At 68.1% G+C, this 18,857-nt stretch carries 14 protein-coding genes; 5 read left to right on the forward strand and 9 right to left on the reverse strand.

Annotated elements, in window-relative coordinates:
* Positions 1 to 62: 62 nt before the first annotated feature.
* A complete protein-coding gene (locus NK1_RS21060) occupies positions 63 to 1,145 on the forward strand; it encodes an Hsp70 family protein (RefSeq protein WP_245660717.1) in 1,083 nt (360 codons plus the stop codon).
* Positions 1,146 to 1,211: 66 nt separating this feature from the next.
* Here the strand turns inward: NK1_RS21060 and NK1_RS21065 are convergent, their stop codons facing one another.
* Genes NK1_RS21065 through NK1_RS21085 form a run of 5 tightly spaced genes read right to left on the reverse strand, consistent with a single transcriptional unit; the run spans position 1,212 to position 6,689 of the window.
* Positions 1,212 to 1,988, reverse strand: coding sequence for an enoyl-CoA hydratase (locus NK1_RS21065; protein ID WP_063011118.1), 777 nt, complete (start codon positions 1,986 to 1,988; stop codon positions 1,212 to 1,214).
* A 16-nt stretch (positions 1,989 to 2,004) separates the two neighbouring features.
* Positions 2,005 to 2,919, reverse strand: a complete 915-nt coding sequence (gene mmsB / locus NK1_RS21070; RefSeq protein ID WP_063011120.1) for a 3-hydroxyisobutyrate dehydrogenase — start codon at positions 2,917 to 2,919, stop codon at positions 2,005 to 2,007.
* Positions 2,919 to 4,001: an enoyl-CoA hydratase/isomerase family protein gene (locus NK1_RS21075; RefSeq protein ID WP_063011122.1), complete on the reverse strand. Its 1,083-nt coding sequence runs from the start codon at positions 3,999 to 4,001 to the stop codon at positions 2,919 to 2,921. Before NK1_RS21075 ends, mmsB begins: the two co-directional genes overlap by 1 nt.
* A gap of 23 nt (positions 4,002 to 4,024) precedes the next feature.
* Entirely contained in the window at positions 4,025 to 5,164 is a 1,140-nt protein-coding gene (locus NK1_RS21080; RefSeq protein ID WP_063011124.1) for an acyl-CoA dehydrogenase family protein, read from the reverse strand.
* A 4-nt stretch (positions 5,165 to 5,168) separates the two neighbouring features.
* Positions 5,169 to 6,689, reverse strand: a complete 1,521-nt coding sequence (locus NK1_RS21085; protein ID WP_063011126.1) for a CoA-acylating methylmalonate-semialdehyde dehydrogenase — start codon at positions 6,687 to 6,689, stop codon at positions 5,169 to 5,171.
* Positions 6,690 to 6,906: 217 nt separating this feature from the next.
* Here NK1_RS21085 and icmF point away from each other — a divergent pair, with 217 nt between their 5' ends.
* Positions 6,907 to 10,176: a fused isobutyryl-CoA mutase/GTPase IcmF gene (gene icmF, locus NK1_RS21090; protein ID WP_063011243.1), complete on the forward strand. Its 3,270-nt coding sequence runs from the start codon at positions 6,907 to 6,909 to the stop codon at positions 10,174 to 10,176.
* 84 nt (positions 10,177 to 10,260) lie between these two features.
* Positions 10,261 to 11,346 carry an amidohydrolase family protein gene (locus NK1_RS21095; RefSeq protein ID WP_063011128.1) on the forward strand — a complete coding sequence of 362 codons (1,086 nt, stop codon included), beginning with the start codon at positions 10,261 to 10,263 and terminating at the stop codon, positions 11,344 to 11,346.
* A gap of 57 nt (positions 11,347 to 11,403) precedes the next feature.
* On the opposite strand, the gene NK1_RS21100 is transcribed toward NK1_RS21095, so the two are convergent.
* Positions 11,404 to 11,808, reverse strand: coding sequence for a Dabb family protein (locus NK1_RS21100; protein WP_063011130.1), 405 nt, complete (start codon positions 11,806 to 11,808; stop codon positions 11,404 to 11,406).
* Positions 11,809 to 11,911: 103 nt separating this feature from the next.
* Between NK1_RS21100 and NK1_RS21105 the strand changes: the two genes are divergently transcribed.
* Together NK1_RS21105 and NK1_RS21110 are read left to right on the forward strand one after the other, a co-directional pair.
* Positions 11,912 to 12,541: a TetR/AcrR family transcriptional regulator gene (locus NK1_RS21105; protein ID WP_063011132.1), complete on the forward strand. Its 630-nt coding sequence runs from the start codon at positions 11,912 to 11,914 to the stop codon at positions 12,539 to 12,541.
* Positions 12,542 to 12,636: 95 nt separating this feature from the next.
* Positions 12,637 to 14,151, forward strand: coding sequence for a flavin-containing monooxygenase (locus tag NK1_RS21110; protein ID WP_063011134.1), 1,515 nt, complete (start codon positions 12,637 to 12,639; stop codon positions 14,149 to 14,151).
* Here the strand turns inward: NK1_RS21110 and NK1_RS21115 are convergent.
* The 3 genes from NK1_RS21115 to NK1_RS21125 are packed head-to-tail and all read right to left on the reverse strand — an operon-like array spanning position 14,124 to position 18,557.
* Complete coding sequence (locus NK1_RS21115) at positions 14,124 to 14,897, reverse strand: helical backbone metal receptor (RefSeq protein ID WP_063011245.1); 774 nt, start codon at positions 14,895 to 14,897, stop codon at positions 14,124 to 14,126. The genes NK1_RS21110 and NK1_RS21115 overlap by 28 nt on opposite strands.
* Before the next feature lie 16 nt (positions 14,898 to 14,913).
* Positions 14,914 to 15,702 (reverse strand): SWIM zinc finger family protein, encoded by a 789-nt coding sequence (locus tag NK1_RS21120; RefSeq protein ID WP_063011136.1) that lies wholly within the window; start codon positions 15,700 to 15,702, stop codon positions 14,914 to 14,916.
* Positions 15,699 to 18,557: a DEAD/DEAH box helicase gene (locus NK1_RS21125; protein WP_174552741.1), complete on the reverse strand. Its 2,859-nt coding sequence runs from the start codon at positions 18,555 to 18,557 to the stop codon at positions 15,699 to 15,701. The genes NK1_RS21120 and NK1_RS21125 overlap by 4 nt, the downstream gene beginning before the upstream one ends.
* Positions 18,558 to 18,857 lie beyond the last annotated feature (300 nt).

The following is an 18,857-nucleotide window of genomic DNA, read 5'->3' on the forward strand; positions in this document are numbered from 1 at the left end:
CCGGCATTCCGGCAGCGACATCCCGGGCCGCTGCCTTCCCATCGGCGGCCGAAAGGTTCACCATGGACGCCATGGTGCTGGTCCTGGGGGTGTCGGCGGGCGCTGGAGGCGCGCGCGCCATGCTCACCCACTCCGATCAGCCGCATCTGCCGCCGATCGACCGCTGTGTGGTCGCGCGCCGCGCGGGGGCGGGGGTCGAGGAGCCGGTCTTCCAGGCCATCGATGCGATGCGGGCCTCCGCGGCCGACCGCGACGAATTCGTCACCGGCATCGCCGTCACCTCCCGCTGCGCCCTGCACGCCGAGGCCATCCGGGCCGCGGCCGGACGCAGCCGGCTGACCATCATCGACGAACCGCCGGCCCAGCTGCGGTATCTGCGGTTCAGCGGGCAACTGCCCGACGAGGGTGCGGTGCTGATCTACGACCTCGGCAGTTCCGGGCTCACTCTCACCGAGGCCGACTGCCGCACCCAGGCCATCCTGGCCGCCAAGCGCAGCACCCTGCTGGGCGGCGACGGACACGACGCCCTGCTGCGCTGGCATCTCGCGCACGGCGGGGTGGAGATCGACAATGCCGCCGGGCGCGAATACAAGGAGCAGCTCAGCGCCACCCGGGTGGTGACGGTCGGCGATCCTCGTTCCGGCACGCGAATCGTCGTGACCCGCAGCGATTTCCGTGATCTGGTCGCGGCCGGGATCCATCATTCGGTGTCGTATGTGCGGCAGTTGATCGACGACACCGGGGTCGTGCCGCGGGCCGTGGCACTGCTGGGTGGTTGCACGCGCAGTCCGGGGATCCGGGAGTCGCTGGAGCAGCTGCTGGACCTGCCGGTGATCTACGATCCGGAGCCGGATTTCGTCTCCGCGCGCGGGGCGGTGCTGATGGCCACCGAACAACCGGCGGCGCGCCGGGTGCGCGGTATCCGATTCGCCCCGCCGCAGTGCGGGCCGGCGACGCCGACGCCACGACCGGCGGTATCGCGACGCAAGGTGGTCGCCGCGCTGGCCGTGACCGCGGCCCTCGGCGCCACGGTGACCGGCCTGCTGGTCACCGGACACGATTCGGCGCGGCCGGCGCACGACGGCACCCCGGCCCGTCCGGTGGAGGTCGCGGGCAGCAGCGCCGAACCCGTTCCCGGGAAGTGACGCCAGGCGCAGCTGGTCGGTCCGCCCGCGCGGGGACCCGCGCACCACGGCATGGGCCGAGAGCGCTCAGCGGTGTTCGAAGTTCGCGGCGCGCTTCTCCACGAAGGCGGTCATGCCCTCGGTCTGATCCTCGGTGGCGAACAGCGAGTGGAACACCCGGCGCTCGAAACGCAGGCCCTCGGTGAGTGTGGTTTCGTACGAGCGGTTCACGGCTTCCTTGGCGATCATCACCGACGGCAGCGACATGCCGGCGATGGTCTCGGCGACCTCACGCGCGGTGGACAGCAGTTCCGCCGCCGGAACGACGCGGGCCACCAGTCCGGCGCGTTCGGCCTCCTCGGCGCCCATGTTGCGGCCGGTGAGAATCAGATCCATGGCCTTGGCCTTGCCGACCGCACGGGTGAGGCGCTGTGAGCCGCCCATACCGGGGATCACGCCGAGCTTGATCTCCGGCTGGCCGAACTTCGCGGTATCGGCGGCGATCAGGATGTCGCACATCATCGCCAGCTCACAGCCGCCGCCCAGGGCGTATCCGGCCACCGCCGCGATGATCGGCTTGCGGAACGCGCCGACCCGGTCCCAGCCCTGGAAGAAATCGGCCAGGAACATGTCCATATAGGACTTGGACTGCATCTCCTTGATATCGGCGCCGGCGGCGAACGCCTTCTCCGAACCGGTCAGCACCACCGCGCCGATGCCCGCATCGGCCTCCAGCTCGTCGAGGGCGGCGGTGATATCGACGAGCACCTGCGTATTCAACGCGTTGAGTGCCTTGGGCCGATTCAGGGTGATCACCGCGACTCGTCCGGTGCGCTCCAGCAGAATGGTCTCGAAGTCGGTCACTGTTTCCCTTTCTCGGCTACTCGCCGGAATCCTGGCCCGGCTCCGCGCCGGAACGGCGACGAATATCGGTGACGATAGCGGAGAAGTCCAGGTCGCCCGCCGACCGGTTGAACTGCTCGTAGATCTCGGCCGCCAGCAGACCGAACCGCCCCTCGACATCGTTGTCGCGCAGGGCATTCGCGGCCAGGCCGAGGTCCTTGTTCATCAGCGCGGTGGCGAATCCGGGCCGGTATTCGTTGTTGGCGGGGCTGGTCGGCACCGGGCCGGGCACCGGGCAATAGGTGGTCAGCGACCAGCATTGGCCCGACGCCGTGGAGACCACGTCGTAGAACTTGTCGTGGGTCAGCCCCAGCTTCTCGCCCAGCACGATCGCCTCGGACAGACCGATCATCGAGATGCCCAGCATCATGTTGTTGCAGATCTTCGCGGCCTGCCCGACGCCCGCGCCGCCGCAGTGCACGACCTTGCCGCCCATCACGTCCAGCACCGGCTGCGCCGTGGCGAAGTCCTCGGCCGCACCGCCGACCATGAAGGTCAACGTGCCGGCGGTGGCACCGCCGACGCCACCGGACACCGGTGCGTCCAGGGCCCGATGTCCCGCTGCCACAGCGACTTCCGCCGCGCGCTTGGCGTCGGCGACATCGATGGTGGAGCAGTCGATGAACAGGGTGCCGGGCTTGGCGGACGGCAGCACCGCGTCGTAGACGTCGAGCACGATGCGGCCGTTGGGCAGCATGGTGATGACGATCTCGGCCTCGGTCACGGCCGCCGCGGCGGTGTCGAAGACCTCGGCCCCGTCGGCACGGGCCTGCTCCTGTGCGGCCGGTACGGGGTCGTAGGCCAGCACCTGATATCCGGCACGCACCAGATTCGCCGCCATCGGGCCGCCCATATGCCCGAGGCCCAGGAAGGCCACCTTCGTCACGCTCATCACTCCTGTGCTCCGCTCAGTCCGAGTTCCCGGTCGCCCAGATCGGCGAAATAGCTGTCCACCAGTGCATCCGATACCTCGGCGAGGGTGGCGGGCGACCACTGCGGATTGCGGTCCTTGTCGACCACCTGGGCACGGATGCCCTCCACCAGATCGTGGGTGGTCAGCGCGGCCACCGAGACCCGGTACTCCTCGTCGAGCGCCTGTTCCAGGTTCGCCGCCCGCCGGGCGTTGCGCAGCGACCGCAGCGTAACCTTCAGCGCCACCGGCGATTTCGCCAGCACATCGCCGGCGGCCTTGGCCGCCTCGGGGGCATCGTGGCGCTGCAGCCGCGCGACGATCTCCTCGACCGTGTCGGCGCTGTAACAGGCGTCGATCCACGACCGCTGCGCGGCGAGATCCGATACCGGTGCGGGCTGCGCGACGGCGGCGATCGCGGCGTCGGCATCGGTGCGCCGCAGCTGCGCCAGCAGATCCGGAATGCGTTCGGCGGGAACGAAATGGTCGGCGAATCCGGCCGCGATCGCATCACCGGCGCCCATGCGGGCCGTGGTGAGAGCGACATGGGTGCCCAGTTCACCGGGTGTGCGCGCCAGCAGATAGGTGCCGCCCACATCGGGAACGAAGCCGATACCGGTCTCGGGCATACCGACCATCGACCGCTCGGTCACGATGCGGCGATTACCGTGCGCGGACAGCCCCACACCGCCGCCCATCACGATGCCGTCCATCACGGCGACATACGGTTTCGGATAGTTGCCGATCAGCGCGTTGAGGATGTACTCGTCGCGCCAGAACCGGCCGCTCGGCGAATCGGCGCTGTCGTGGCGCGAAACACCGTTCGCCACAGCGTTCTTCGCATCGGTGTGAATCGCGACGATATCGCCGCCCGCGCACAGCCCGCGTTCGCCGGCGCCGGTCAGCACCACCGTGCGGACCTCGGCGTCGTCGGCCCACTCGCGCAGGGTCGACAGAATCGCCTGCGCCATCGGGTGATTGAGCGCGTTGATGGCCTTGGGCCGGTTGAGCGTGATCAGGCCGACGCCGTCACGCTTGTCGAACAATACTTCTGCTTCGGTCATGTGATTCCTTACGCTGTATCCGCTCACGCCGCGCCGACTACCGAACGGGCCACCACGACCCGCATGATCTCGTTGGTTCCCTCGAGAATCTGGTGCACGCGCAGGTCGCGCACGATCTTCTCGATTCCGTACTCGGCCAGATAGCCGTAGCCGCCGTGCAATTGCAGTGCCTTGTTGGCCACCTCGAATCCGGCGTCGGTGCCGAAGCGCTTGGCCATCGCGCACAGCTCCACCTTGTCGGGGGCATCGGCGTCCAGCGCGGCCGCGGCCCGCCACAGCAGGGTCCGCGCCGCCTCCAGCGAGGTGCGCATATCCGCCAGGTCGAACTGCAGTGCCGCATTGTCGAGCAGCCGCGCCCCGAACGCGGTGCGCTGGGCCATATACGCCACGGTCCGGTCCAGCGCGGTCTGGCCGCCACCCAGGGAGCAGGCCGCGATGTTGAGCCGGCCGCCGTTGAGGCCGTTCATCGCGATCCGGAAGCCGTTGCCCTCGCCGCCGAGCAGATTCGCCGCCGGCACCCGGGCCTCGTCCAGGATGACCTGCCGGGTCGGCTGCGCGTTCCAGCCCATCTTCTTCTCGTTGGCGCCGAAGGAGAGTCCGGGCGTATCCGCGGGCACGATGAAGGCCGAGATGCCACGCGAACCGGCATCGTCGGTCCGCGCCATCAGCACGTACACATCGGTGCTGCCCGCGCCGGAGATGAACTGCTTGACCCCGGTGAGCAGATAGTCGTCGCCGTCGCGAACGGCCCTGGTGCTCAGGGCCGCCGCGTCCGAGCCGACTCCCGGTTCGGTGAGCGCGTAACTGCCCAGCAGATCCATCGAGGTCAGCCCGGGGAGCCACCGATTGCGCTGGGCCTCGGTGCCGTAGCTGTCGATCATCCACGCGGCCATGTTGTGGATGGAGATGTAGGCCGCGATCGCCGGGCATCCGGTGGCGAGCTGTTCGAAGATCCGCACCGCGTCCACGCGGCGCAATCCGGAACCGCCGACATCCTCACCGACGTAGATGCCGCCCATGCCGAGCGAGCCGGCCTTGCGCAGCACATCGACCGGAAAGTGCTTGTGCTCGTCCCATTCCAAGGCGTTCGGAGCGAGCAACTCGTCGGCGAAACCGCGAGCGGTGTCCACGATCGCCTGTTCGTCCTCGTCGAGTACGAACATCGGGTCAGTCCATCGTCGGGATGACGAAGTGATCGGCACCCGCGTCCGCGGCCGGCGCGGTCCGCAGGCCCTGGGGCCAGCGCTGGGTGACCGTCTTGGTCTTGGTGTAGAAGCGGATCGAATCGGGACCGTGCTGGTTCAGGTCGCCGAAGCCGGACGCCTTCCAGCCGCCGAAGGTGTGATAGGCGATCGGCACCGGAATCGGGACGTTGACGCCGACCATGCCCACCTGCACGCGGGCGGCGAAATCGCGGGCGGTGTCACCGTCGCGGGTGAAGATCGCGACGCCGTTGCCGAATTCGTGTTCGCTCGGCAGCCGCAGCGCCTCCTCGTAGTCGGCGGCGCGCACGATCGCGACCACCGGACCGAAGATCTCCTCCTTGTAGATCCGCATCTGCGGGGTGACGCGGTCGAAAAGTGTTGCGCCGACGAAGAATCCGTCCTCGGCACCCGCGACTTTCAGTCCCCGGCCGTCGACCACCAGTTCGGCGCCCTCGTCGACACCGATCCGGACGTAGTTGTTCACCCGGTCCACACCGTCGCGGCCGACCAGCGGCCCGAAGTCCGCGCCCGGATCGTCGGAGCGGCCGACGTTCAGCTTGCCGATGCGCTCGACCAGCTTGGCGCGCAACCGATCCGCGGTCTCCTCCCCGACCGGCACCGCCACCGAGATGGCCATGCAACGTTCCCCCGCCGAGCCGTAGCCGGCGCCGATCAGCTGATCGGCGACATCGTCGAGATCGGCATCCGGCATGACGATCGCGTGGTTCTTGGCGCCGCCGAAGCACTGGGCGCGCTTGCCGTTCGCGGTCGCGGTTTCGTAGATGTACTGCGCGATCGGGGTGGAGCCGACGAAGCCGACAGCCTTGATCCGCTCGTCGTTCAGCAGCGTGTCGACCGCCTGCTTGTCACCGTTGACGACGTTGAACACACCGGCCGGCAACCCGGCCTCGAGGAACAGTTCGGCCAGCCGCAGCGGCACCGAGGGATCGCGCTCGGACGGTTTGAGCACGAAGGCGTTACCGCAGGCCAGCGCCGGTCCGGCCTTCCACAGCGGAATCATGGCCGGGAAGTTGAAGGGGGTGATGCCGGCGACCACACCGAGCGGCTGCCGCATCGAATACACATCGATACCGGTACCCGCGCTCTCGGTGTACTCCCCCTTGAGCAGGTGCGGGATGCCGATCGCGAATTCGATCACCTCGAGCCCACGCTGGATATCGCCCTTGGCGTCCGGGATGGTCTTGCCGTGTTCGCTCGACAGCAGCGCGGCCAGCGAATCCATCTCGTCCTGGACCAGGGCGACGAACTTCATCAGCACCCGGGCCCGCTTCTGCGGATTGAACGCGGCCCACGCGCGCTGCGCCTCGGCCGCATTCGCGATGGCCGCCTCGACCTCGGACACACTGGCCAGCGGCACCCGCGCCTGCACCTGCCCGGTGCTGGGGTCGTAGACGTCGCCGAAGTTACCGGAGGTCCCGGGCACCTGCTGCCCGCCGATGAAATGAGTCAGTTCGCGAACCATGCCAGTCCTGTTCTCGATGCGGTCGATGCCTCCCACGCGGAGCCGAGGCAGTACGCGGCCATCCTATAGTTGGACATCCAAGTATTGGAAGTCATGTGATTTATGCCACCGATGGCGCCGTGGTCCGCATCACAGTACAGTTGATTTGACGTCCTACTATCGGGACGCCAAGCGTAGGCGCCCGGCGGTCCCGCGCCGGCCTCTGGTGGAGGATTACATGGCCGACCTGCACGTTCCGGTCCATCCCGTACGTTTCGTCACCTCCGCGGCCCTGTTCGACGGCCATGACGCGGCGATCAACATCATGCGGCGCATCCTGCAGTCGCAGGGCGCCGAGGTGATTCACCTGGGCCACAACCGCGCGGTGCACGAGGTGGTCGACGCGGTGCTGACCGAGGACGTGCAGGGTGTGGCCGTCAGTTCGTATCAGGGCGGGCACGTCGAATACTTCGAATATCTGGCGTCCGCGCTGCGGGAGGCCGGCGCGGGGCACGTCGAGATCTTCGGCGGTGGCGGCGGCGTGATCGTCGCGGAGGAGATCGAACGGCTGGCGGCGGCGGGAGTGCGCATCTTCTCGCCCGAGGACGGCCAGCGCCTGGGCCTGCCCGGCATGATCAACGAACTCGTCCGCGCCTGCGACGTGGATCTGTCGACCGAACCGGCCGCGATCGAGGCGGTGCTCGCCGGTGAACGATATGCGTTGGCGCGCACCATGACCTGCCTGCAGGCCGATGCGCTGCCCGCCGCACATCTGGACGAACTGCGGGCCGCGGCGGCCGGCCGGACCGTGCCGGTGCTCGGCATCACCGGCACCGGCGGATCCGGAAAGTCCTCGCTCACAGACGAACTCGTGCGGCGGTTGCGCACCGATCAGCAGGACAAACTGCGGGTGGCGATCCTCGCCGTGGACCCGACTCGGCGCCGCGGCGGCGGCGCACTACTGGGTGACCGCATCCGGATGAACGCGCTCGACAGCGAACACGTCTACTTCCGGTCGCTGGCCACCCGCGGCGCGCACGAATTGCCGACCAATATCGACGCGATGATCCTGGCCTGCAAGGCGGCCGGATTCGATCTGGTGATTCTCGAAACGCCGGGCATCGGCCAGGGTGACGCCGCGATCATCGACCACGTCGACATCTCGATGTATGTGATGACGCCGGAGTTCGGCGCCGCCTCGCAGCTCGAGAAGATCGACATGCTCGATTTCGCCGATGTGGTGGCCATCAACAAGTTCGAACGCCGCGGCGCCGAGGACGCCCTGCGCGACGTCTCGCGCCAGCTCGTGCGCAACCGGGAGGCGTTCGGGTCGGCGCCGGAGGACATGCCGGTATTCGGCACCAGCGCGGCGACATTCAACGACGACGGGGTGACCGCGCTCTACCAGCATCTGGCCGGGCTGCTCGGTGCGCGCGGCCTGCCGCTGGAGTCCGGGGTGCTGCCGCGGGTCGACACCCGGGCCTCCACCCGCTTCGCGCAGATCATCCCGCCGGGACGAGTGCGATATCTGGCCGAGATCGCCGAGACCGTCCGCGATTACCATGCCGAGACTCGACGGCAGGTGACGGCGGCGCAGCGGGTACAGCGCTTCGAACAGGTGCTGGCCGAACTGCCGGCGGGCGCCGACGACGATTCGACGGACACGAACACCCTTGCGCCGGAGGATATTTCCGCTACGCGGCGAACGGTGTCCGGACTACTCGCGCGGGCGAGCGAGGAGCTCACCCCGGAATCCGCCGCGCTGCTGCGGGATTGGCCCGCCACCGTGGAGTCGTATCGGGGTGAGGAGCAGGTGGTCCGCGTCCGCGACCGCGAAATTCGCACCCCGCTGCGACGAACCACATTGTCGGACAACTCGATCCCGCGCGTGGCGTTGCCGCAGTTCACCGACCACGGTGAGCTGCTGCGCTTCCTGCGATCGGAGAATCTGCCGGGCCGATTCCCGTACACCGGCGGCGTATTCGCGTTCAAGCGCGACAACGAGGATCCGGCCCGCATGTTCGCCGGTGAGGGCGATCCGTTCCGCACCAACCGGCGATTCAAGGTGCTCTCCGAACACGCCGAGGCCAAACGCCTGTCGACCGCCTTCGACTCGGTGACGCTCTACGGCCACGATCCGGCCCCGCGTCCCGATATCTACGGAAAGGTCGGCACCTCGGGCGTTTCCATCGCCACCGTCGACGATATGAAGGCCCTCTACGACGGCTTCGACCTCAGCGCGCCGAACACCTCGGTCTCGATGACCATCAACGGTCCGGCGCCGACGATTCTGGCCTTCTTCCTCAATACCGCGATAGATCAAGCGCTGCAGCGCTTTCGGGAGGACAACGGGCGCGAGCCGAGCGGCGACGAAGCGGCCGGCATCCGTGCCCGCACCCTGGCCACGGTCCGGGGCACCGTGCAGGCCGATATCCTCAAGGAGGATCAGGGGCAGAACACCTGCATCTTCTCCACCGAATTCAGCCTGCGCATGATGGCCGATATCCAGGAATGGTTCGTCCGCAACGGCGTGCGCAATTTCTACTCGGTGTCGATTTCCGGCTATCACATCGCCGAGGCCGGCGCGAATCCGATCAGTCAGCTGGCGTTCACGCTGGCCAACGGATTCACCTATGTCGAGGCCTATCTGGCGCGCGGCATGGCCATCGACGATTTCGCGCCGAATCTGTCGTTCTTCTTCTCCAACGGCATGGATCCGGAGTATTCGGTGATCGGGCGGGTGGCCCGGCGGATCTGGGCGGTCACCATGCGCGACAAATACGGCGCCAACGATCGTTCGCAGAAGTTGAAGTACCACATTCAGACCTCCGGGCGGTCGCTGCACGCCCAGGAAATGAACTTCAACGACATCCGCACCACCCTGCAGGCGTTGATCGCCATCTACGACAACTGCAACAGCCTGCACACCAATGCCTACGACGAGGCGGTGACGACCCCCACCGAGGAATCGGTGCGGCGCGCCCTGGCCATCCAGTTGATCATCAACAAGGAATGGGGCCTGGCGATGAACGAGAATCCGTTGCAGGGCAGTTTCGTGATCGACGAGCTGACCGATCTGGTGGAGGAGGCGGTGCTCGCCGAATTCGAGCGGATCAGCGAACGCGGCGGGGTGCTGGGCGCGATGGAGACCGGATATCAGCGCGGGCGCATCCAGGACGAATCGATGCGCTACGAACACCGCAAACACGACGGCACGCTGCCCATCATCGGAGTGAACACGTTCCGCAATCCGAACGGCGAAACCCATCAGGTGCTGGAACTGGCCCGCGGCACCGAGGCCGAGAAACAATCGCAGCTGCGGCGCACCGAGGAATTCGTGACCGCGCACCGCGAGCCGGCGCAGGCGGCCCTGGCCCGGCTCGAGGCCGCCGCACGCGGCGACGACAACGTCTTCGACGTGCTGATGGATGCCGCGCGGGTATGCACTCTGCAGCAGATCACCGACTGTTTCTTCACCGTCGGCGGGCAATACCGCCGCAATGTGTGACAAGGGTTCGGATGTGGCCCGCCGGTGTGCGCGGGCGTGTGACAATGCCGGAGAGCGGACAGTCGAACGCGACGGAAGGGCGCCATGGACCTCGCCGGTATCAGCGTTGTGGACGCACATATCCATCAATGGGATCCGCTGAACACCCCGCGGGATTTCAGCATGCTGGCGAAGCTGTTCCGATTCGTGCCGGTGCCGGTCGACAAGGCCGCACGGCTGGCTCCCAAACGGGACCGCGATTTCGTCGGGATTCCCGATGCGTATCTGCGGCCCTATCTGCCCGCGGATTACCGGGAGGATCTGGGCGCGGTGCCGGTGGAAGCGCTGGTGCACATCGAGGTGGAATGGGCGGGGCGGGCGCCGGACGCCAAGGCCGACGAGACACGCTGGGTGGCCAGCCTGCCCTTCGGGGTGGACACCCCGGCCCTGGGCGCGATCATCGGCAGCGGTGATCCCGCGACGCCCGGATTCGCCGAACTCGTCGACAAGCATCAGTCCGCGTCACCGCTGTTCCGCGGCATTCGCACCATGGTCGCCCACCACCCGGACGCGGGGGTGCGGTCGTTCTGCCGGGCCGACGGCGCCCTGACCGAGTCGGCGTTCCTCGACGGCTTCGCGGTCCTCGCCGAACGCGGGCTGTCGTTCGAGGCGTGGGTCTATTCGCATCAGATCCCGCAGGTCACCGCCCTGGCCCGGCGCTATCCCGAGGTGACGATCGTGCTCAACCATCTCGGCACGCCCGCCGGGATATTCGGCCCGGTCGGCAAGAACACCGGCACCCAACCGGGCCGGCGCCGCGAACTGTTCGTGCAGTGGCGCGACGATATCGCCACCCTCGCGACACACCCCAACGTGATGGCCAAGGTCAGCGGGCTGGCCATGCCGATCCTCGGCCACCCGGTGCCGGCCAGGGGAATTCCGACCACGGTCTCCGAACTGCTGGACCGCACCGCGCCGCTGCTGCACCACGCCTTCGACGTCTTCGGCGCCCAGCGTCTCATCTGGGGCTCCAATTACCCTGTGGACAAACCGATTACGAGTATCGCCAACGGCGCGCAGGCGGTGATCGACGTGCTGGCCGACCGCGGCGGCAGCGCGGAGGAACTCGAACAGGTCTTCCGCACGAACGCCCAGCGCACCTACGGCATCGACGCGGAACTGCTGGCCTGAACACGGCGGCACGCCACTTGCGCTGTCTCCCGGGAGGTCTCGTGCGCGGTGGCGGTCTCAGCCGAAGCGCAGTTCGGGAATCGTCGCCATCAACTCCTTCCACTCCGGGTACATGGCCAGTTTGCGGTCGTTGACGGCCATGATCTTCGCGCTCAACTCGGGGTCCGGATCGTCGGAGACGTCCGGGCCGATATGCAGCTTCGCGAAGTGCGGAATGATCTCCGGATCACCGGCCAGGTGGACCGGGTCGTGCATATACCGCTCCAGCGCCGCCAGATCCTCGATACCGAAGTAGTAGGCGTGGGTGTACCCGTCGTCGGGGTCGTTCAGCAAGGCCTGGCCGACGGCCGAGAACGACACCGACTCGACCGAAGCCGTGCGGCGGATGGCTGCCAGAACTCGTTCCTTGTCCGCCTCGGACGTCTCGGGACGGAAGGCGAAGCGCAGTGTGTGGATGATCATCCGTTCCTCCTGTTTTGAACCGACGAGTTCAATCTAATGAACTTATCCGCAAGTGCACAAGAGCTGACCAGGAAGTCCATCGGATTGGACGTACGATGCGGAGGTGACGAAGGCACCGGTCGCGCGGGGACGCATCGACAAGCGCCAGGCGATCCTGGACGTCGCATTCGACGTTTTCGCCCGGCGCGGTTACGGCCGCGCCTGCGTCCAGGAGATCGCGGACGAGGCGGGGGTCGCCAAACCCACCGTCTACAACCACCTCAGCGACAAGGAGACGCTGTTCCGCAGCACGGTCGAGGCGGCCGCCGACCAGGTCGGCGCGCAATGTCTCGCCGCGGTGGAGACACTGCGGGCCGTCGACGGCGACCCGGGGCCGGCGCTCACCGCCACCGCGCGCGAACTCGTGCACATCTGCGCCGGGCCGCGGTCGCACGCCTTGCGCGCACTGGCCTATGCCGAACTGGGCACCTTTCCCGACCTGGTGCTGACCGTGCAGGAACGCACCTCGCTGCGCCTGGCGCAGACCCTCGCCGACCGCTTCGCGCGGCTGGCGCTCTCGGGCGGGCTGCGCCGATGCGATCCCGAACTCGCCGCCGAACATTTCCTCGCGCTCCTGACCGGGCCTCTCGAGGCTCGTTCCCGGCTCGGCACCCGCACCGTGGAACCGGCCGAACTGGACGAGATCGCCGACGCCGCCGCCGATGCTTTCCTGCGGGCCTACGGCACGGCCTGAGCAGGCCGGGCGTTGACATCCCCGCCACCGCGCGGTTAATTGGTGGCAGGTGCGGCCAGTCAGGTGCCCTGGCCGAGGACGGCACGGGAGCAGTCATGGCCATCGACCACGAAGTGATCATCGTCGGCGCCGGATTTTCCGGTATCGGGGTGGCTATCGCCTTGCGGAAGGCCGGTTTCCGGGACTTCCTGATCGTCGACGACGCCGACGGCGTGGGCGGCACCTGGCATTGGAACACCTATCCCGGCATCGCCGTGGACATCCCCTCGTTCAGCTACCAGTATTCGTTCGAGCAGAGTTCGCGGTGGTCGCGCATCTACGCACCCGGGCGCGAACTGAAGGACTACGCCGAACACTGCGTAGACAAGTACGGGCTGCGCCCGCGCATCCGGTTCAGCACCACGATCACCGCCGCGGAATTCGACGACGACGCCTCGGTGTGGACCCTGCGCACCGACGACGGTGACACCCTGACCGCAGGCTACGTCATCGGCGCGACCGGTGTGCTGACCCGGCCGAAGCTACCGGATATTCCTGGCGTGGAATCGTTTTCGGGTCTCACCATGCACACCTCGCGCTGGGACCACGACCGCGACCTGCGCGGGAAGCGCGTGGCGATCATCGGAACCGGGGCGTCCGCGGTGCAGGTCATTCCCTCGATCGCTCCGGATGTCGCCGAGCTGACGGTCTTCCAGCGCACGCCGATCTGGTGCCTGCCGCGGCCGGACACCGCGTTGCCCACACCCGCCCGCTGGGCGCTGCGGTATCTGCCCGGCGGACAGGCGATTTCGCGCCTCGCGAGCCAGGCGTTCGTCGAACTGACCTTCCCGCTGTCTGCGCATTACTATTCGAATCTGCCCCTGGCCAAACTCGGCGAGCGCTCCGGACTGGCCCATCTGCGGCGCCAGGTGCACGATCCGGTGGTCCGGGACAAACTCACTCCGTGGTATGCGCTCGGATGTAAGCGGCCGGGTTTCTCCAACGATTACCTGCCGACCTTCAACCGCGACAATGTGACGCTGGAAACCGATCCGATCGCCGAGATCACCCCCACCGGCGTGCGGACGGCGGCCGGCACCGAATATCCGGCTGACGTGCTGATCCTCGCGACCGGCTTCAAGGTCATGGAATCGGGCAATATGCCGACCTTCGACATGACCGGGGTCGGCGGCCGTGACCTCGAGAAATGGTGGGACGAGAACCGCTTGCAGGCCTACGAGGGCGTCAGCGTGCCGGGCTTTCCCAACTTCTTCTCGATCATCGGACCCTACGGATACAACGGCTCGTCGTATTTCACGCTGATCGAGATGCAGACCTCCCACATCCTGCGGTTGCTCCGGCATGCGCGCGGCAAGCGCGCCCACCGCATCGAGGTCACCGCGGCGGCCAACGAGCGATACTTCCGGGAGATGCTGGAACGGCGCGGCGGACAGGTCTTCTGGCAGGACAGCTGCGCTGTGTCGAACAGTTACTACTTCGACAAGCACGGCGATGTGCCGCTGAAACCGATGAGTACCGTCGAAGCGGCCTGGCGCGCAACCCATTTCGATCTGGACGACTACACCTTCGAACAGGTCCCGGCTCAGCTGCCGACCACGCGGGCCAGCTGAGCGGTCAGCCGCTCGCGCGCCTCGACCAGCGACGGCCCGTACCAGGTGAGGTCGCGGCCGCTCACCAGGGCGACCGGGATGCCCGCAAACGCCTCCGGACCGTCGGTCGCGGTGAAGACGTACGGCTCGTCCGGCAGCACCGCCAGCCGAACTCCCCGCACCAGTTCCGATTCCGTCACCCTGGGATAGCGCTCCGCGCCCGTGGCGTGGACCAGGTTCAGACCGAGGCGACCGGCGAGGTCCGCGGTGAACGTGTCGCGGCCGACCACCATCCACGGCTTGCGCCAGATCGGGATCACCGCATCGATCGGCGGCGTCGGCGCGGGCTCGGACCAGACCTCGCGGGCCCGGGACAGCCAGGACGGCACCGCACCGCCCAGGGCGATGCCGAACAGCCGCGCCATCGAGGTGAAGGCCTCGTCGACGGTGCGAATCCTGGTGACCCACACCGGAATTCCCGCCTCACGCATTCGCTCGACATCGAGGCGGCGGTTCTCCTCTTGATTGCACACCACGAGATCCGGCGCCAGTTCGGCGATCCGGCGCAGATTCGGGTTCTTCGTGCCCCGCACCCGTTCCACCGCCAGTTCCGGCGGATGGGTGCACCAGTCGGTGGCGGCGAGCAGCAACTCCGGGCGGCTCACCGCGATGGCCTCGGTCAGCGACGGGACCAGCGACACCACCCGGCGCACCGGGCGCCGCAGCGCCACCGCGGCATCCAGATCGTCGACGGGATCTTCGGGCACCACGCCAGCATATGGGCTAGCCGGAGCTCTCGAGGGCCCGGTAGAGGGCGCGAAGTTCCCGCATACCGGCCTCGGCGACCGATTCGTCCTCACTGGTCATCCGCAACGCCTGCCGCAGGGGAATCGGATCGAGGTCCTCGATCGCCGCACGGAACTGCGGCGCCGGCAGGTCGGGCAGGACCACGTTCTCGCCGTAGATGTCGTCGGAGACGGTCGGGCCGCTGTCCTCCTGCACCCCGCGAATCAGCGTGTCGAGATCGAGTCCGCGCAGGGTCAGCATGATCGCCGGGGATTCGTCGAGGCGTTCGGCCACGATGTAGCACAGCGCGGCGACGTGTTTACAGGGCCAGCCGTCGTCCGGGCAGGTGCAGGAGAAATCGAGTTCGGCGGCGGTATCGGGCAACAACAGCGGGCCGAGCTCCTGCGGCAGGGCGCCGGAGGCGAGCTGGGCGAGCATGCCGGGTGTGCCGCGGACCTGCCCGACCAGCTCCGCCAACCGGTCGTCACGCAACACCCGCAGCGTCAGCACCGAGGTGAACGGCCGCGGTTGACTGCCCTGCACCTCGGCCGCCACCGCGCCGGGCTCGATGTGGTAGTTGACGACCTGTCCGGAGCGGGCGTAGGTGCGCCCCCGGGAGAGCCGGCCGGCGTCGGCGACCTGCTCCACGGCTTCGAGGAAGGCCCGGCCCCACCAGGATCGCGCGAAAGATCCACGGCGGCTGCGAGGTTCGACGCCGCCGCGCACCGGGCGGCGCTTGCCGTAGACACTGAAATCGGGAACCGGAAACTCGGGCGCCGGACTCATTCGCCCACCGCCTCGGCGCCGAGCATGAACAGGTCGCGCAATTCGTCGGTACTCAGTTCGGTGATCCAGTTCTCCCCGGTGCCGACGGTGAGATTCGCCAATTCCTGTTTGCCGGTGAGCATATCGTCGATGCGCTCCTCGATGGTGTCGACACAGACCAGTTTGCGCACCTGCACATCGCGGCGCTGGCCGATGCGGAAGGCGCGGTCGGTGGCCTGGTTCTCCACCGCCGGATTCCACCAGCGATCCAGGTGCACCACATGATTGGCGGCGGTGAGATTGAGCCCCGTACCGCCCGCCTTCAGCGACAACACCATGATCGGCGGTCCGTCGGTCTCGGCGAAGCGCTCCACCATCCCGTCGCGGCGCTTCTTGGTGACGCCGCCGTGCAGGAACGGGATCGCGGTGCCGAACCGCTCGCTCAGATACGGGGTGATCAGATCACCGAATTCGCGGAACTGGGTGAACAACAGTGCCCGCTCCCCCTCGGCCAGTACCGATTCGAGCACGTCCTCGACCAGGGCCAGCTTGCCGGAGCGGTGGCGTCCCCGCCGCAGCAGCGCCGACCCGTCGCCGAGGAAGTGCGCGGGGTGGTTGCACACCTGTTTGAGCCGGGTGAGCGCGGCCAGGACCGCACCCCGGCGAGCCATGTTCACCGCGCCGGAACCGGTGGCGCGCGAGGCCTTCAACTGCGCGAGCATATCGTCGACGACCGCCTGGTACAGCGCGGCCTGTTCGACGGTGAGGTTGGCGCGCACCGTCATCTCGAACTTCTCCGGCAGATCCGAGATGACCGCGGGATCGGTTTTCACCCGGCGCAGGACGAACGGCGAGGTGACGGCCCGTAGACGGCTGACCGCGTTCTCGTCGTGTTCGCGTTCGATCGGCACCGCGAAGCGCGCGTGAAATTCCGACGGTTTGCCCAGCACGTTCGGCGCCGCGAAATCGAGGATCGACCGCAGTTCCTCGAGCCTGTTCTCCACCGGAGTTCCGGTCAGCGCCAGCCGATGCCGGGCCGGGATCGCGCGGGCGGCGCGGGCCTGCCGAGTGGCGGCGTTCTTGATGTGCTGCGCCTCGTCGAGCACGACGCGTTCCCAGGGCTGTCGCTTCAATTCCTCCACATCGCGGGCCAGTAGCGCGTAGGTGGTCAGCACCAGATCGGAATCGGCCACGGCCGCATCGAATTCCGCGCCGGAGCGGCGCGACGAGCCGTGATGGACCAGCACCCGCAATCCCGGAGCGAAGCGCTCGGTTTCGCGTTGCCAGTTGCCGACCACCGACATCGGGCACACCAGCAGCGTCGGCCCCGGAACGGAATCCGTTGCGGCGCTTTCGTTCTCGTGCAGCAACAACGCGAGTACCTGCACCGTCTTGCCGAGGCCCATATCGTCGGCGAGGATGGCGCCGCAACCGAGACGGTTCATCGTCGCGAGCCACGACAGGCCGCGCAGCTGGTAGGGACGCAGCTGCGCCTTCAGGCCGGCGGGCGGGTCGACCGGGTCGCCGGAGTGGACACCGTCGAACAGTTCCCGGACCCAGCCGGTCGCGGTGACCTCCTCGATCGGAACCTGGCGCACCTGGGTGGCCGCGATCTCGCCGAGCAGCTGCGTCAGTGTCGCCGGACGTTCGTCGACCTTGCCCTCCAGATAGGCGGCGGCCGCGGCCAGGCTGCGCTGATCGGCCTGCACCCAGTGTCCGCGCAACCGCACCAGATCCGATTTGGCCTGGATCAGCCGGCCCATCTCCGCCGGGGTGAGGACCGTATCCCCCAGGGCCAGTTCCCAGCGATAGGAGACCAAGCCGCTGAGGCCGACCGCGGTCTCGGTGGCGGCCGGGGACTGTACCCGCAACCGCATACTCGGCGAGACGATGCGCCAGGCCCGGGGCAGCATCAGATGCACGCCCGCCGAACGCAATTCGTGCGCACCGTGGGCGACCAGCTCCTGCACGACCGGCGTCGGGAGCAGGAAATCCATCCCGTACGGGTCGCGCGGGACCTGCTGCAGCCGCGGGTAGGCCTGGACCGCGGCGGCCACCTTCTCCCCGGCGAGCCGGATCAATGCCGGGTCGCCCTGGATCGGAACCGGTTGCGGCGCTTCACCTTCCGACCGGAGGCAGACTTCCAGCCGCCACAGGGCGTCGACCGCCTGCGGATCGTCGTCGGGATCGTCGTCCGGTTCCAGCAGGCGCAGGACGAGTTCCGGCTCGCCGACGGTGAGGCTCGCGCGCCACTCGTCGAGCACCGAGGCCACCCGATGCGATCCCGATTCCAGCGGAACCGCCGCGACCAGCGCGGCCGTCAGCGGATGCGACGGTTCCCGGACGCTCAGCTCGAGCCGGACGAGCGGGTCGGCGAGTTCGGTGACGAAGTCCTCGAGGATCGAGGCCGCGGGCCGGGCATCCGGCACCCGCAGCGCGGGCGGCATCGCGGCCGCCAGTTCGGCCAGCCAAGCCCGCTGCCGCTGCCCGCCCACCAGCCGCCACCGCACCCACCACTCGCCGTCGGCGCGATGCAGTTCGGGCACGATGCGCCCGGCTCGCACCCATCGCCGCAGTCCGCGGGCCACGTGGGCGAGAAAACGCAGATCCGCCGCCACCGCCGTCTCCGGCAGGGCCTGGGTGAGCACCCGGGCGGCCACCTCCGGCGCCAAGGCATGCCCGCGCACCTCGGCCACCTCCGGTCCGGCGCCCCCGGGCACCAGCACCCGCACCCGATGCCGGAACCGCGCCGACCGCGCGATCGCCCCCAGCGGATCGGGCAGCTCGCCGAATGCCTCCTCCTCCGGTCGTGCCACCGACTCGGGCAGGCGCCACAGCACCAACCCCGACCCCGGCGACCACAAACCGTGCAGCATGCCTTCCATCCAATCAGCCGCCACCGACACGCCAGGTCGCGGCCGGTGGTGGGGTGCGGACCGGGCGCTGGTTCGTGCGCCCAGGCACTCCGAGGTCTGGGGATGCAGCTGTCCACGTGACCGCTACGCGGCCGAGTCGGCCGCGACGCCGGTTGCAGACGACACGAAGTCGACCGATGCCGGGATACGACCGTCGCAGGCCGACGCGACGGAGGCGGTGACCCGGTCGCAGCGGCGTCCGATTCGGGCGTATCGAACGAACGCACCCCGTGCAGGTCCTTCGGGACCGAAGTTGTCGGG

It is taken from the genome of Nocardia kruczakiae NBRC 101016, from assembly GCF_001612965.1.
GTDB lineage: Bacteria > Actinomycetota > Actinomycetes > Mycobacteriales > Mycobacteriaceae > Nocardia > Nocardia kruczakiae.

Bases quoted from the DNA above. Each gene is read 5' to 3' on its own strand.
- icmF (WP_063011243.1), top strand. From the start codon at position 6,907: ATGGCCGACCTGCACGTTCCGGTCCATCCCGTACGTTTCGTCACCTCC.
- NK1_RS21110 (WP_063011134.1), top strand. From the start codon at position 12,637: ATGGCCATCGACCACGAAGTGATCATCGTCGGCGCCGGATTTTCCGGT.
- mmsB (WP_063011120.1), bottom strand. From the start codon at position 2,919: ATGAGCGTGACGAAGGTGGCCTTCCTGGGCCTCGGGCATATGGGCGGC.
- NK1_RS21095 (WP_063011128.1), top strand. From the start codon at position 10,261: ATGGACCTCGCCGGTATCAGCGTTGTGGACGCACATATCCATCAATGG.
- NK1_RS21080 (WP_063011124.1), bottom strand. From the start codon at position 5,164: ATGTTCGTACTCGACGAGGACGAACAGGCGATCGTGGACACCGCTCGC.
- NK1_RS21120 (WP_063011136.1), bottom strand. From the start codon at position 15,702: ATGAGTCCGGCGCCCGAGTTTCCGGTTCCCGATTTCAGTGTCTACGGC.
- NK1_RS21060 (WP_245660717.1), top strand. From the start codon at position 63: ATGGACGCCATGGTGCTGGTCCTGGGGGTGTCGGCGGGCGCTGGAGGC.
- NK1_RS21085 (WP_063011126.1), bottom strand. From the start codon at position 6,689: ATGGTTCGCGAACTGACTCATTTCATCGGCGGGCAGCAGGTGCCCGGG.
- NK1_RS21075 (WP_063011122.1), bottom strand. From the start codon at position 4,001: ATGACCGAAGCAGAAGTATTGTTCGACAAGCGTGACGGCGTCGGCCTG.
- NK1_RS21100 (WP_063011130.1), bottom strand. From the start codon at position 11,808: ATGATCATCCACACACTGCGCTTCGCCTTCCGTCCCGAGACGTCCGAG.
- NK1_RS21125 (WP_174552741.1), bottom strand. From the start codon at position 18,557: ATGCTGCACGGTTTGTGGTCGCCGGGGTCGGGGTTGGTGCTGTGGCGC.